This window comes from Pseudomonas sp. GW821-FHT09E12, assembly GCF_059416085.1.
Genome location: NZ_JBWKOM010000002.1, coordinates 710089 through 723145 on the forward strand (window position 1 = coordinate 710089; position 13057 = coordinate 723145).

Consider the following 13057-nt stretch of genomic DNA (forward strand, 5'->3'; position numbering starts at 1 on the left):
TGCCATTCAGAAGGCAAGAGAGCAGCCTTTAATAGATAAGTCCCGCTCAGAAGCGGTTATCAGAAATGGAAATATAATTGTAATGTCTCATGCCTTTTTCTGGCTGATCCCGGTTCCTCTGCTAGTTTTTCTAACGGTCAATCTTTAGTCAGAAGATTCGCTCTCCGAGAAACCGCCCAAGCAAGGAAGCTTCCGTATGAACAAAGCGCCTTTATTCGTCAGCGGCCTGCTCGCCACTGCAGTATTGCTCGGCGCAGTGGCCGTACAGGCACAGACCTCTTTGGTGGCGCAAGTTTCTAGGCCCGAAGCCGATGTGAAGGTGACCGAAACTTACGTACGGATGATGGCGCGGGAGGCGTATTTCTGGGGTTGGCCGATGGCCAATATCTTCAACCGGCGGCAGAAGTTCAAAGATCTGCCGGAGCCGGGCCTGATGGGTGGCATAGTGCCCGTAGCGCCGATCAATCATCTGTCGATGCTCACCGATTACATTTCCCCCGGTGAGCGGCTGGTAGCCTGTCCGAACCAGGACGTGGTCTATGGTGCGGGCAGCATTGCGCTGGATATCGAGCCGGTGGTGATTCAGGTGCCGGACTTCGGCGAGCGTTTCTGGGTGTATCAATTGGTGGACTTGCGTTCCGACAGTTTCGCCGAGCTGGGCAAGATGTACGGCACCAAACCTGGCTTCTATCTGTTGGTGGGGCCGGACTGGAACGGCAAAGTGCCGGAAGGCATCACCCAGGTGTTTCGCGCAAAGAGCAATACCGGTTTCGTGATTCCGCGAGTGTTTCAGGACGATACTGCCGAAGATCGCAAGGCCATTCAGCACTATCTGTCGGGCATCGATATGTACCCGCTGTCCAAGTACGACGGCAAACTCAAGCAGCGTGACTGGAGCCAGTCGCCGAAATTCCCTGCCGAGGCGTCGGGTGACGAGGAGACCCGCTGGGTGCTTCCGGAAAAGTTCTTCGATGAACTGCCGGCGATTCTCAAGGACGCCAAACCGCTTCCGGGAGAGGAGGCGCTCTATGCACAATTGTCGGTGCTGGCACAAATTGCCCAACGCGATCCCAAGCTGAAAAAAGCCATGATCGACGAAGCGCAGAAGGCTGACAGTGAGGTGGTCAAACCGCTGCTGCAGTTCCGCAACTACGGCCAACAGTTGCCGCACCACTGGAGCACCATCAGCAACGGCGCGGCGTTTGGCACCGATTACTTCCTACGTACGGCGGTCGCCCGATCGAACATCTTCGTCAACAAACAGATCGAGACCAAGTATTTCTACCAGGATCTGGACGAGTCTGGCATCCGGCTCAACGGCGCCCAGCGCTACAGCGTGACCTTCCCCAAAGGCGCGCTGCCGCCGGTCAAGGGCTTCTGGTCGCTGACGCTATACAACCAACAGCATTTCTTCGCCGAAAACCCGTTGGGGCGCTATTCGCTCGGCACCAAGAACAAGTCGCTCAAGACCAACTCCGATGGCTCGCTGACGCTTTACGTGCAGAGTGATTCGCCGGGCGCTGACAAGGAAAACAACTGGCTTCCCGCGCCTAAAGGCGCTGACTTCTCGCTCTACGTTCGCGCCTACTGGCCGGAAGCGGCCGCGATGAATGGCCAGTGGACGCCACCGGCGGTAGTCAAGGTCAACTGAACCGATCTTCCAACTGCGTTCATAAGGACAGCCGATGAACCGTTTGCGCACCACACTGACGGCCTTGGCCGTAGCCATTTCCCTGAACGGCCTGGCCGATGCCGCGACACGCTATGAGGAACTGGCGAACCAGCCTTTCGAAAAGGGCTTCCCGACCGAAGCGGCTGCACGCAGCCTGATCGATGAGCTGGTGTTCCAGCGCGCCGTGCAGTCGTATCTGTGGGCTTTGCCGGCGATCAACATCTGGTCGATGAAGGAAGCCTCGGAGAAGCAATTCGGCGCTGGCTACAACATCCTGCCGACCTGGAAAAAGCGCATCAATGCCAAGACGCTGGTGACGACGCCGAACTCCGACCTTGTCTATGCCATGAGTTATCTGGATTTGCAGAAGTACGGCCCACTGGTGGTTGAAGCTCCGCCCGGTGTGCAAGGCATGTTCGATGACTTCTTTCAGCGCCCGATCGTTGGCCCGACCATCGACGGCAAAACCTGGCGCGGTGACGTTGGCCTGGCCGGCCCTGACAAGGGCAAGGGCGGTACCTATGTGCTGTTGCCCCCAGATTACAAAGGGCCGGAACCCACCGAGGGGTATGTCTATCGATCGCGCAGCAACAACGTGTTTCTATTCTGGCGCACCTTTTTCAAGGACCCGAAAGACCTCAGCGTGCCGGTGGCCGAAGTCGAGCGTACGAAGATCTATCCGTTGGGCAAGAAGGACTCGGCCCTGCCGATGCAATTCCCCGACGCCACTGGCGCACCGATCAACATGCTGTTCCCCGAGGACGGTCGCTACTTCGATATGCTGTCGCGCTTCATCGACGCCGAAGCAGTAGACCCGGCGGACATGGACATGCGCGGTTTCCTGCACACCCTGGGCATCGAGAAGGGCAAACCCTTCGCCCCGGATGCCGAGCGGCGCAAGTTGCTGGATGAAGCAGCGCGCACCGCGTTCAAGATGAGCAAGGTGGTGACCAGTCATTTACTGCTGAAAGAGCCGGGCGGCCTGTACTACAAGGATCGTCAGTACGTGAACACGTTCGCCGGGGAGAACACCGAGTTTCAGTCCAGTGGCAGCTTCACCAATCTTGAGCAGCGTGTGGCGTTCTTCACTTCGGCCTACTCGGACAGCCCGGGCATGGTCATGAACATGGTCGGCGCCGGCGCCAAGTATCCCGCCACCACCCGCGACGCCGAGGGCAGGTTCCTCGACGGCGCCCAGACCTACAAGCTCAACCTCCCGGCAAATGTACCGGCGGCATTGTTCTGGTCGGTCACCGCCTACGACAACCTGACCGCGTCAGGTCTGGACAACGGCCAGCCGTTCCCGTCCCTCAATCAGATGGATAAACCGGCGCAGAACAGCGACGGCTCCACCGATATTTACTTCGGCCCGAACTCTCCGGGCAAGGGCAAGAACTGGATCAAGACCGTACCGGAAAAAGGCTTTTTGGTGATCGTGCGGCTGTATGGGCCGAAGCAGGCGTTCTTTGACCAGAGCTGGAAGCCAAGTGACCTGGTTAAACAATAGGAACACATTCGCGTTGCCCTGCGAGCAAGGAGGGTAACGCGAACAGCCTGTTGGTCTGAGACTAGACCTTTGATCATCGCTTTCAACTGAGAGTGAGCATCAGCCTCCAACCTCACAGGTCTTCCCAATTTATCGGTGCAGAGGTATCGGGGTGAAATCAATCAGAGGCCTGTAATCGTCAGCGCATAGTTGATTGTTATCAGCTGTATTTACTGGGAAAAGCTCATGATCAGACGTCTTCTTGCGCAAGCGACATTGATATCAACGTTGGCTCCGCTTGCGGTAAGCGTACAGGCGGACAACGCGGATACAGCCAATAAAAGCAACAACCCATTGAATTTGGCACCTGGCCTTAACTTTCAGGATTACTACACGCCCAAGCTCTTCGATACCAACGTTCACACTAATGATGCGTTGCTGCGAGGTGCGCTGCCTATGGCTCCAAATGATTTCATAGGCGTTCCACAACTCTTGCGCTTCACGCTTCCCGTTAGCACGCGTCCAGACCCACATGATGGCTACAGCACCGGCATTGGCGACCTTAACGTGTTCGATATTTTCCTGCTCAAGACTGAAGGAGTGCAGTTGGGCGTAGGACCCCAAATCACTGCGCCTACCGCCGAACAGGACGAATTAGGTACAGGCAAATGGCAGGCCGGCCTATCTGCCATTGCGATCGACTCCTCGCCTCGCGGGTTGCTTGGAGCGCTCGTTCAATACCAGAGTTCGTTCGCCGGTGATCATGACCGTCCACACGTGGAGTCAGCCACTTTCCAGCCTTTCATCATTCACAACCTGGAAAAGGGCTGGTATCTGCGCTCGACCGGAACCTGGACCTTCGATTTGAAGAACGACTCCCATTACATTCCAGTGGGGTTGGGCTTGGGTAAGGCGTGGAAGTCAGGGAGTAATATTCTCAACGCTTTCATTGAGCCGCAGTGGACTGTTGAGCGTAAAGGCGATGGTCTCCCGCAGTTCACACTGTTCGCTGGTATCAACGTCACTTTTGGAAAATAACAATACTTGCTGGAACTGAAAGGCCCGTTTATGGCCTGTTGCGGTCGCTAACCGCCATAGCAAGAAATCACCAATGTCGAATGAAAATTTCGGTGCTGTCCGCCTGAACATCTTTAACTCAAGGCCGGCTCACCTTCATACGGAGCTACACAATGGGTTCACTTTCAAGACTAGGCCGTTTCACCGCCGTCATCCTGACGCTGACACCCATGCTCGGTTTCGCAGACAATGCGCGAGACTGGCAAAACCTGCCAACTGACCTGAACATGGTGTTCGGATATTACAGCCGGATCGACACCAACACCCCAATAGATACCTCGTTGCCCATTGATGGCTTGTCGCTGAATGCCGATCTGTATATCGCTCGTTATGCTCGCTCGTTTGCCGTCGACGGGCGCAATAGTGCGATCCAGATTCTGCAACCCTATGCCGACATCTCCGCGTCGTTCGATAACGCGCAGTTCTTCGACGGCACCAAGCACAACGGTGGCATGGCTGACACCCAGTTCGTTCTGGTGCACAACCTGTTCGGTGGCCCGGCGCTGACCAAGGAAGAGTTCGCCAACTGGACTCCAGAGACCTTCCTCACCGGCGCCTTGTGGATCACCGCACCCACCGGGGACTACGATAAGGACCGGATCATCAACATCGGTTCCAACCGTTGGGCGTTCAAACCGGAAATCGCCTTCGGCACGCCCATCGGCCCGACCTGGCTTGAGTTCAACACCTACGTGTCGATGTACGGCGACAACAACGACTACCACGGCGATGGCAAGCTTGAGCAAAAACCGCTTTATGGCATCGAAACCCACTACAGCTACACCATCAACCGCGCGCTGTGGGCCTCTTTGGACGCCACATACAACCGCGGCGGCGAAACCAAAATCAATGGCGACTGGCAGGACAACAAACAGGAAAACGGTCTGTTCGGCGCCAGTGTTGGCTTCATGCTGTCGCCGCAGTTTGGTGGCTTGATCGCCTACTCGGATACCGTTTCAGAACGTACTGGCTCTCCGGACGTGAACACTTGGACCCTGCGCCTTCAGTACGCTTGGTGAAGCGGAGTGCATAGATGCAATCAACAAGGATTCGATCAAGCTTGACACTTTGCGGTGCGGTGCTCAGTGGTTTAGTCTGTGCCGCCAGCCCTCTACCGCAATTGGATACCACTTCCGCTGGCGGGGCTAAGGCCAATCCGGAAAAGTGCCTTCAGCTACAAGAGGACTTCGACATTGACCTTCCGGATGATCTAATCAGCCGCCGCTGGAGTTTCCGACTGTCGCTCATTCCAGTCATACCTACGTTCATGTTTTAAGTATTTTTTCCCAAAGCGCCGGCGTTCTTGGATGATTTTTGCTTGGTTCCACCGTCAGCTTTTGTGGGAGATGGTCGCTTGTGAGCGGCTGTTTTTGGCCGGAAGCAGACGTTCAGCGAAATCTGGATTGTCCGTCGCCAAGCTTGGCTGATATCGCTCACACCCGCGCCAGCAGTAGTAGATACATCCTTTCAAGCAGATTCCTGCACTCCCGCCACGTGGCGCCCAGCCCACGTTGTTCATATTGCTCGAACAGTTCGAAGCGCTCCAGGCGCAATCCGGTAGTGCGCAGTGTCAGGCAGTCGGCTAAGGCCAGTCGGGACAGGTTGGCATCTAACACAGGATAAGGCTGGCTCGACTGGATCAGCCAACCCAGCTCCGTCTGCTCGACATTGCAAAACAACAACTGGCAATTCGCGTTCAGCTCTCGGTCGAGAATCGAGCTCAGCCGCTCTCGCAGGAGGTCGGTTGGCTGGAGTGCGCTGCCCTTCAAATGGGTGACAAGCAGAAATCGGGCACTGGAGGTGATGATCAAGATTCGTGGCCTGCCTCGACGGGGGAGAGCGGGAATTAGCTCACTCTCGGCCCGTGCTGAGGAAGGGGAAAATTCTGAAATGGAGGTGGGAATCGGCTCGGACGGTTGCCGGGTTTTCTCGATTATTTCGGATACAGCGGCGGCAGGCTGCTGGTGTCGGCCAGCGGGGTCTGGACGTGTTCGGCGATCGGGATGGTGCGGATCGCGCGCCACAGTTCTTCGCCTTGCCAGTAGTGGCCGGTTTCGCTGTAGAGCGCGCCGTTGAGGCCGTCCAGGGCGTCGGACAGGGGCACGAAGCGGGCGGCCATGTCGGCCAGGGTTTCCGGTTGCTGGCGGGCCCAGGCGTCCAGGGCCTGGCGGGTGGCTTGCGGGTCGTTGGCCAGGCAGGCGCGCTTGAGGTCGTCGAGCAGGGTGCGCGGGTTGGGGCCGGCCTGCACAGCGCGCAGGATTGCCGGTTGCCAGCGCGCGCGCCACCAGAGGCCGAAGCCGAGCAGGGTGGTGCAGGCGAGCAGCAGGGTGCTGAGTTTCCAGGCCCACAGCGTGCCGCTGTCGCCACCGGCGCCAGATGGCGTCGCACCGGCCGGGGTGTCCACCACCAGGCTCGGGTTGTTCGCCACCTGCAGGGTGCGCGCCGGCAGGCTGCTGCGTTCCAGGTGGTCCTCATGGGTGTTCCACCAGACCACCTCCAGCGCCGGCAGGTCGATGCTGCCGCTGCGGTTCGGCACCAGGGCCTGGCTGTCTTCGCGGCTGCCGATCAGCCCGCGGTCGCTGACTTGATTGCTCAGTTGCGGCTGGTCCGGGTAGCTGCGCAGGCCGTTGGCTTCGGTCACCGGCAAGGGTGGCAGCTGCGAGCTGGACAGGCCCTCGGCCTTGAGGGTCAGGCTGCGGGTCAGCGAGTCGCCGACCTGGCTGTGGTCCGGCTCGGGGTTCCAGCTTTCCCCCAGGCTCAGGCTGCGGGCCGGCAGCCAGGGCGCGTCGGCCGGGTATTCGGCCGGCTTGGCCTTGACCGTCAGCGGCATCTGCGCCGAGCTCACGTGCATCAGCTTGCCCGGCTTCAGGCCCTGGGGCACCGGGTCCTGGGTGCTGGCAGTGTCGGCCAGGGTGGCGCTGAAGGTCAGCTCCGGAATGTCCAGCACGCCGCTGTGCTGGGGGAAGATCGCGTAGCGAATCTCGATCACGCCGTGGCGCACGCCGTTGATGACTTTTTCATAGGTGCGCGATTCGCCGAGCTGTTCGACCCGCGCGTCGTCGATCTGCAGCGGCGTCAGGCTACTGTCGTCGTACAGCGACACCGAGTGATAGATGTGCAGGGTCAGCACCGCCTGGGCCTGCACGTAGACGCTGTCCTGGTCGAGGCTGGCGTCGATGAACACCGGCTCCAGCGGCGCGCTGTCGCTGCGACTTGCGCTTTGCAGCACCTGCAGGGTGATCGGCTGGCTCTGTACGTCGCCCAGTTGCAGGGGCGGGATCACCACGGTGCCGGTGGTCCTGGGCAGCAGGGTGATGATCCAGCGGGTGATGGCTTGGTTGTCGCCGTTGAGGCTGGTCAACTGGTTGACCTGGCGCGTGCCCTGGACCTCGAACTGCGCTTGCAGCGGGGTCAGGTCGGGTTTGCCGAACAGCGTGACATTGTTGGACTCCAGGGTCAGCTCGACGGTTTCCCCGGAGTTCACGCGGCTGCGGTCGACACTGGCGACCAGCCCCTCGGCCCGGGCGGCAAAGGCGCCGAGTGTCAGTACAAGCGTGAGTAAGAGGGCGGTGAAGCGGGTCATCGAATTTTTCCCTGATCCTGATGTTGTTGCTGTTCGTACCAGAACTTGCGGCGCAGCAGTTCGCCCGGATCGTCTGGAATCTGCCGCAGCCATTGTTCCAATGCCTGACGGTGTTCGCCGTCGAAATTGTCCTGGGCATCGCGCAGCGGCGGCGTGGTGGTCTGTTCGTCGCCCAGTTCGCTGCCGGGAACCGTATCGTTGCCCGGGGTGGCGACCTCGTCGTCCGTCGACTCGTCGGCGCTGGTGGGGTGGCTGTTCTCCGGCGGCTGCTGGCCCGGGGTGACCGGTGCCTGGGTCGCCGCGCCGGCTTGCGGCGGCTGGCGGGTTTCGTCGTTGTCCTGGCTTTCGCCCTTGGCCGGCTCTTCTGGCGGCGCGGGCTCGGTTTCCTGCAGCAGGCGCTCGACCAGGGCCTTGTTCTTTTGCGCGGCGGCAAGCTCCGGTTGCAGTTCCAGGGCCTGCTCGTAGGCATCCAGCGCGGCTTCCAGCTCGCCGCTCCTGGCCAGGGCGTTGCCACGATTGTAGTGGGCGCGGGCGTCGTTGCCTTCGGCAAAGCGCTGAGCGGCAGCGGCGTAGTTGCCGGCCTCGTACAGCGCCACCCCTTGCCACTGCGGGTCCTCGAAATGCTGCGCCGCCTCGCCGGGCCGCTTCTGTTCCAGCAGGCGCTGGCCCTGCTGGTCGGGGCGCAGCCACAGGTCGTTGAACTCGAAGGCGTAGCTGGGCTGCGGCACGGCGAACAGCAGCAGCGGCAGGCAGAACAGCCAGCCGCGGCGCCCGGCGCAGGCGGCCAGCAGCAACAGCGGCAGGAGCAGCCAGTAACCCTGGTCGGCCCAGGTGTCCAGGCGCAGGGTCTGGCCGTCGCTGCGCAGGTTCTGCGGGCCGCTGAGCAGGCCCAGGCCGCGCAGGTCGTTATCGTCCAGGCGCGCCGGGCGATAGCGGCCGCCCATTTCGCCGATGAAGCGCTTCAGGCTTGGACCGTCGAGGCGCGACATGAGGATCGCCCCCTGTTCGTCCTTGAGAAAGCTGCCGTCTTCCTGGGCCACCGGCGAGCCCTGGCGGCTGCCGATCCCGAGCATCAACAGCTGCGGCGCCTGGCCACCGAGGGCCTGGCGGATGCCTTGGCGTTCCTGCTCGCTCAGCGACGAGCCGATCAGCAGGATCCGGCCCTGGCCCAGTGCGCCCTGGTCCAGCAGCTTCAAGGCTTTTTGCAGGGCTAGGTCGGCGCGATGGCCGGGCTGGGGCATGATCGACGGCTTGAGGGCTTCCAGCAGGTTGCGGCTGGTGGCCAGGTCGTCCGACAGCGGCACCAGGGTGTGGGCGCTGCCGGCGTAGACCACGATTGCCGTCTGCGCATCGCTGCGTACCTGCAACAGGTCCAGCAGCTTGCGCCGGGCCTGTTCCAGGCGATTGGGCGGGACGTCGCCGGCGAGCATTTCCGGGGTCAGTTCCAGCAGCACCACCAGCGGGTCGGCCGGTTTCTGGCTGGTCTGTTCGACCCGCTGCCAGCCGGGGCCGAGCAGGGCCAGCACGGCGAGGATCCAGGCCAGGCCGAGGGCGATCCACGGCAGTTTGCTTTCGCGGCCGTTGCCGCCGCTGAGCAGGGCGGCGTGAAAGGCCGGCGGCAGGATCATCTGCCAACGGCCAGCGCGTTTCTGCCGATGCCACAACTGCCACAGCAGCCAGCCGAGCAGCGGCAACAGCAGCAGCCACCAGGGACGGAACCAGTGGGGCCAGAGTTCGGCCCAGAACGGTGCGCTCATCGACGCCTCCGCAGGCGCAGGCGTTTGAGCCGTTCGCGCCAGTCTGGCAAAGGTTGCAGAAAGCGCTCGCGGGTGAAGAAGCGTTGCAGCGGATGGTCCGGCCAGCGCTCGCGCACCACCAGCAGCATGCTCAACAGCAGCGCCGCGGCCAGTGGCCAGCTGTACAGCGCTTGCGCCGAACGGGCCTGGGTCGGCTGCTGGGTCACCGGTTCCAGTTGATCGAGGGTGTCCTTGATCGCTTGCAGCTCCTGGCTGTCGCGGGCGCGGAAATAGCGCCCGCCAGTGGCTTCGGCGATGGCCTTGAGGGCCGGTTCGTCGAGGTCCAGGCTCGGGTTGAGGCCGAGGAAACCCAGGGTGCCGCTTTGCTCCGGGTCGGCGCCGATGCCGATCGGGTAGATCTTCACGCCTTCTTCGGCGGCCAGGCGGGCGGCGGTCAGCGGGTCGATTTCACCGCCGTTGTTGGCGCCGTCGGTGACCAGGATCAGCACCCGGCTCTGCGCCGGACGCTGGCGCAGGCGCTTGAGCGCCAGGCCGATGGCGTCGCCGATGGCGGTGTTCTTGCCGGCGATGCCGATCTTCGCTTCGTCCAGCCAGACGCGCACGGTGTGCCGGTCGAAGGTCAGCGGCGCCTGCAGGTAGGCCTTGCTGCCGAACAGGATCAGGCCGACGCGGTCGCCTTCGCGGCTTTCCAGGAAGTCGCCGAGCAGGTGCTGGACCAGGTTCAGGCGGCTGACGTCTTCGTCCTGCCATTGCATGTCGGGGAAGTCCATGGAGCCGGAGACATCCACCGCCACCAGCAGGTCGCGACCGCTGGCGGCCACCGGCAGCGGTTCGCCCAGCCATTGCGGGCGGGCGGCGGCCACCAGCAGCAACAGCCACAACAGAATGAACGGAGCCTGCTGGCGCCAGGTCGGCAGGTTGGCTCGGGCGCGGCGCTTGGCCAGGCCTTCCAGGTCGCTGAGGAAGCTGACTTTTAGTGCCGGTTCGCCGCTGTCGGCCACCGGCAGCAGCACCCGCAGCAGCCAGGGCAGCGGCAGCAGGGCGAAGATCCACGGCCAGGAGAATTCAAACATGTTTGCGAATCCAGATTTCCACCGCCTGGGTCAGGCCGGCGATGGCCTTGTCGTCGAGCTTGCACTCGGGCTTGTAGGCGCCTTCCACCAGGACCATCCAGCGCGTGAGGCCGGCCGCCGGGCAGCGGTTGTCGAGGAACGCCAGCCATTTGCGGCCGTTGAGGGTATGGCTCTGGCTGTAGGGGTAATGGTTGCGGCACAGACGCTTGAGCAAGCCATTGAGTTGTTGCAGCCAGGCGCCGGCGGGCGCGCCGTCGTAGGGCTTGGGCAGCAGCGCCAGTTCGGCGAGGGCGGCCAGGCGCAGCGGGTCCAGCGGCTGTTCGGCGCGGGGCAGGGCGCGTTGGCGCGGCCAGAAGCGCTTGAGCCGCCACAGGCCGAAGCCGAGCAGCGGCAGCAACACCAGCAACAGCCACCAGCCCGGTGCCGGCGGCCACAGGCCGATGGCGGGCGGGGCGATCAAGGGTTGCAGTTGCTCGAGGCTGCTCATCGGGCTTTCCCCGGGCGTTGCGGGTTCAGGTACTCGCGCAGTTGCTCGACCATTTCGCTCTGGGTGCTCAGGGGCATCAGCAGCACCCGCAGCTTCTGCGCCAGCAGTTCCCAACGGGCGATGCGCGCTTCGCTCTGCGCCCGATAGGCCTGGCGCAGTTCATAGTTGAGGGTGTCCAGCTCCAGCTGCGCGCCGCGTTCGGCGAAACGCAGCAGGCCGGCGGCGGGCAGGGCGTGGTCCAGCGGGTCGGACAGCGGCATCAGCAGCAGGTCGCAGTGGCGCGACAGCAGGCTCAGTTGCTGTTCGGCGGCGTCGCTCAGGGCACGCTCGTCGCAGATCACGATCACCAGGCTGCCCGGGCGCAGCACTTCGCGGCCACGGCGAAGGGCGGTGCCGAGGGCGTCGCGCTCGGGTTCGGTTTCGCTGTGCAGCGACTGGTTGACCCGCACCAGGCGGTTGAGCAGTTGCAGCAGGCTCTGTTTGCTGCGCCGCGGCTTGATCTCGTAGTGCTCGTCGTCGCCGAACACCAGGCCGCCGACCCGATCGTTGTGGCCCAGGGCGGCCCAGCCGATCAGGCTCGCGGCCTGGGCGGCGAGCACCGACTTGAACATCAGCCCGGAACCGAAGAACAGCCGCCGGCTCTGCTCGACCATGATGAAGATCGGCCGTTCGCGCTCTTCGTGGAACAGCTTGGTGTGCGGTTCCTGGGTGCGCGCGGTGACGCGCCAGTCGATGCTGCGCACGTCGTCGCCGGCCTGGTAGACCCGCACCTGGTCGAAGTCGACGCCACGGCCGCGCAGCTTGGAGTGGTGCAGGCCGACCAGCGGGCTGCGCTGGCTCGGCGTGGAAAACAGCTGCACTTCGCGCACGCGATGGCGCATCTCGATCAGCTCGGCGAGGCTGACGCGGATGCCCGGGGCATCGACAGGGCTGGCGTTCATCGGGGTCAAGCGACGGCTACGACGTCGAGAATCCGCTGGACCACTCGGTCCTGGTCGATGCCGGCGGCTTCTGCTTCGAAGGACAGAATGATGCGGTGGCGCAACACGTCGAACAGCACCGCCTGGATGTCCTCGGGGCTGACGAAGTCGCGCCCGGCCAGCCAGGCGTGGGCCCGGGCGCAGCGATCGAGGGCGATGGAACCGCGCGGGCTGGCGCCATAGGCGATCCATTCGGCCATCTCCGGGTCGAACTTGGCCGGGGTGCGGGTAGCCATCACCAACTGCACCAGGTATTCCTCCACGGCGTCGGCCATGTACAGGCCGAGGATTTCCTTGCGCGCGGCGAAGATCGCCTGCTGGCTGATGCGGCGCTCGGGCTTGGTTTCGCCGTTCAGTGCTTCGCCACGGGCCTGTTGCAGGATGCGCCGCTCGACGGCGGCGTCGGGGAAGCCGATCTTCACGTGCATCAGGAAACGGTCGAGCTGGGCTTCGGGCAGCGGGTAGGTGCCTTCCTGCTCGATGGGGTTCTGCGTGGCCATCACCAGGAACAGCGGCGACAGCTCATAAGTGCTGCGGCCGACGCTGACCTGGCGCTCGCCCATGGCTTCGAGCAAGGCCGACTGGACCTTGGCCGGGGCGCGGTTGATTTCGTCGGCCAGCACCAGGTTGTGGAAGATCGGCCCTTGCTGGAACACGAAGCTACCGGTTTCCGGGCGATAGATTTCGGTGCCGGTGATGTCGGCCGGTAGCAGGTCGGGGGTGAACTGGATGCGATGGAACTGCGCTTCGATGCCTTCGGCCAACTCTTTGATGGCCTTGGTCTTGGCCAGGCCCGGGGCGCCCTCGACCAGCATGTGGCCGTCGGCGAGCAGGGCGATGAGCAAGCGCTCGATGAGTTTTTCCTGGCCGAGAATCTGCGTTGAAAGAAAGGTTCGCAGCGCGAGTAGCGCTTCACGATGTTCCATCGATGACTGTTCCTGC

Annotated in this window: 11 protein-coding genes; 4 read left to right on the forward strand and 7 right to left on the reverse strand. The window is 62.5% G+C overall.

The annotated features are described in order from the left end of the window. Positions 1-196: 196 nt before the first annotated feature. The 4 genes from AC07PQ_RS08365 (at position 197) to AC07PQ_RS08380 (ending at position 5254) form a co-directional block, all read left to right on the forward strand. A complete protein-coding gene (locus tag AC07PQ_RS08365; protein WP_493184893.1) occupies positions 197-1651 on the forward strand; it encodes a DUF1254 domain-containing protein in 1455 nt (484 codons plus the stop codon). 34 nt (positions 1652-1685) lie between these two features. Continuing rightward, positions 1686-3179, forward strand: coding sequence for a DUF1254 domain-containing protein (locus AC07PQ_RS08370; RefSeq protein WP_007923239.1), 1494 nt, complete (start codon positions 1686-1688; stop codon positions 3177-3179). 225 nt (positions 3180-3404) lie between these two features. Then, on the forward strand, positions 3405-4196 hold the full coding sequence (locus AC07PQ_RS08375; protein WP_007923242.1) for a hypothetical protein: 792 nt from the start codon (positions 3405-3407) through the stop codon (positions 4194-4196). 152 nt (positions 4197-4348) lie between these two features. Beyond that, positions 4349-5254: a transporter gene (locus tag AC07PQ_RS08380; RefSeq protein ID WP_493184892.1), complete on the forward strand. Its 906-nt coding sequence runs from the start codon at positions 4349-4351 to the stop codon at positions 5252-5254. Between the two features lie 414 nt (positions 5255-5668). Here the strand turns inward: AC07PQ_RS08380 and AC07PQ_RS08385 are convergent, their stop codons facing one another. From AC07PQ_RS08385 to AC07PQ_RS08415, 7 genes are all read right to left on the reverse strand, one after another. Next, positions 5669-6046 carry a hypothetical protein gene (locus tag AC07PQ_RS08385; RefSeq protein ID WP_493184891.1) on the reverse strand — a complete coding sequence of 126 codons (378 nt, stop codon included), beginning with the start codon at positions 6044-6046 and terminating at the stop codon, positions 5669-5671. Between the two features lie 122 nt (positions 6047-6168). Then, a complete protein-coding gene (locus tag AC07PQ_RS08390; protein WP_493184890.1) occupies positions 6169-7818 on the reverse strand; it encodes a BatD family protein in 1650 nt (549 codons plus the stop codon). Beyond that, a complete protein-coding gene (locus AC07PQ_RS08395; RefSeq protein ID WP_493184889.1) occupies positions 7815-9575 on the reverse strand; it encodes a vWA domain-containing protein in 1761 nt (586 codons plus the stop codon). The genes AC07PQ_RS08390 and AC07PQ_RS08395 overlap by 4 nt, the downstream gene beginning before the upstream one ends. Beyond that, the gene (locus AC07PQ_RS08400) at positions 9572-10648 is read right to left on the reverse strand and encodes a vWA domain-containing protein (RefSeq protein ID WP_493184888.1); all 1077 of its coding nucleotides are present in this window, start codon (positions 10646-10648) and stop codon (positions 9572-9574) included. The genes AC07PQ_RS08395 and AC07PQ_RS08400 overlap by 4 nt, the downstream gene beginning before the upstream one ends. Next, on the reverse strand, positions 10641-11135 hold the full coding sequence (locus AC07PQ_RS08405) for a DUF4381 domain-containing protein (RefSeq protein WP_007925765.1): 495 nt from the start codon (positions 11133-11135) through the stop codon (positions 10641-10643). The genes AC07PQ_RS08400 and AC07PQ_RS08405 overlap by 8 nt, the downstream gene beginning before the upstream one ends. Beyond that, entirely contained in the window at positions 11132-12076 is a 945-nt protein-coding gene (locus AC07PQ_RS08410) for a DUF58 domain-containing protein (RefSeq protein WP_367602812.1), read from the reverse strand. Before AC07PQ_RS08410 ends, AC07PQ_RS08405 begins: the two co-directional genes overlap by 4 nt. Positions 12077-12081: 5 nt before the next feature. Further along, positions 12082-13041 (reverse strand): AAA family ATPase, encoded by a 960-nt coding sequence (locus AC07PQ_RS08415; RefSeq protein ID WP_007925774.1) that lies wholly within the window; start codon positions 13039-13041, stop codon positions 12082-12084. Between the last annotated feature and the right edge of the window lie 16 nt (positions 13042-13057).

Excerpts from the sequence above, each read along its gene's own strand:
- AC07PQ_RS08375 (WP_007923242.1), top strand. The coding sequence starts at position 3,405 with ATGATCAGACGTCTTCTTGCGCAAGCGACATTGATATCAACGTTGGCT.
- AC07PQ_RS08400 (WP_493184888.1), bottom strand. The coding sequence starts at position 10,648 with ATGTTTGAATTCTCCTGGCCGTGGATCTTCGCCCTGCTGCCGCTGCCC.
- AC07PQ_RS08390 (WP_493184890.1), bottom strand. The coding sequence starts at position 7,818 with ATGACCCGCTTCACCGCCCTCTTACTCACGCTTGTACTGACACTCGGC.
- AC07PQ_RS08410 (WP_367602812.1), bottom strand. The coding sequence starts at position 12,076 with ATGAACGCCAGCCCTGTCGATGCCCCGGGCATCCGCGTCAGCCTCGCC.
- AC07PQ_RS08415 (WP_007925774.1), bottom strand. The coding sequence starts at position 13,041 with ATGGAACATCGTGAAGCGCTACTCGCGCTGCGAACCTTTCTTTCAACG.
- AC07PQ_RS08395 (WP_493184889.1), bottom strand. The coding sequence starts at position 9,575 with ATGAGCGCACCGTTCTGGGCCGAACTCTGGCCCCACTGGTTCCGTCCC.
- AC07PQ_RS08365 (WP_493184893.1), top strand. The coding sequence starts at position 197 with ATGAACAAAGCGCCTTTATTCGTCAGCGGCCTGCTCGCCACTGCAGTA.
- AC07PQ_RS08405 (WP_007925765.1), bottom strand. The coding sequence starts at position 11,135 with ATGAGCAGCCTCGAGCAACTGCAACCCTTGATCGCCCCGCCCGCCATC.
- AC07PQ_RS08370 (WP_007923239.1), top strand. The coding sequence starts at position 1,686 with ATGAACCGTTTGCGCACCACACTGACGGCCTTGGCCGTAGCCATTTCC.
- AC07PQ_RS08380 (WP_493184892.1), top strand. The coding sequence starts at position 4,349 with ATGGGTTCACTTTCAAGACTAGGCCGTTTCACCGCCGTCATCCTGACG.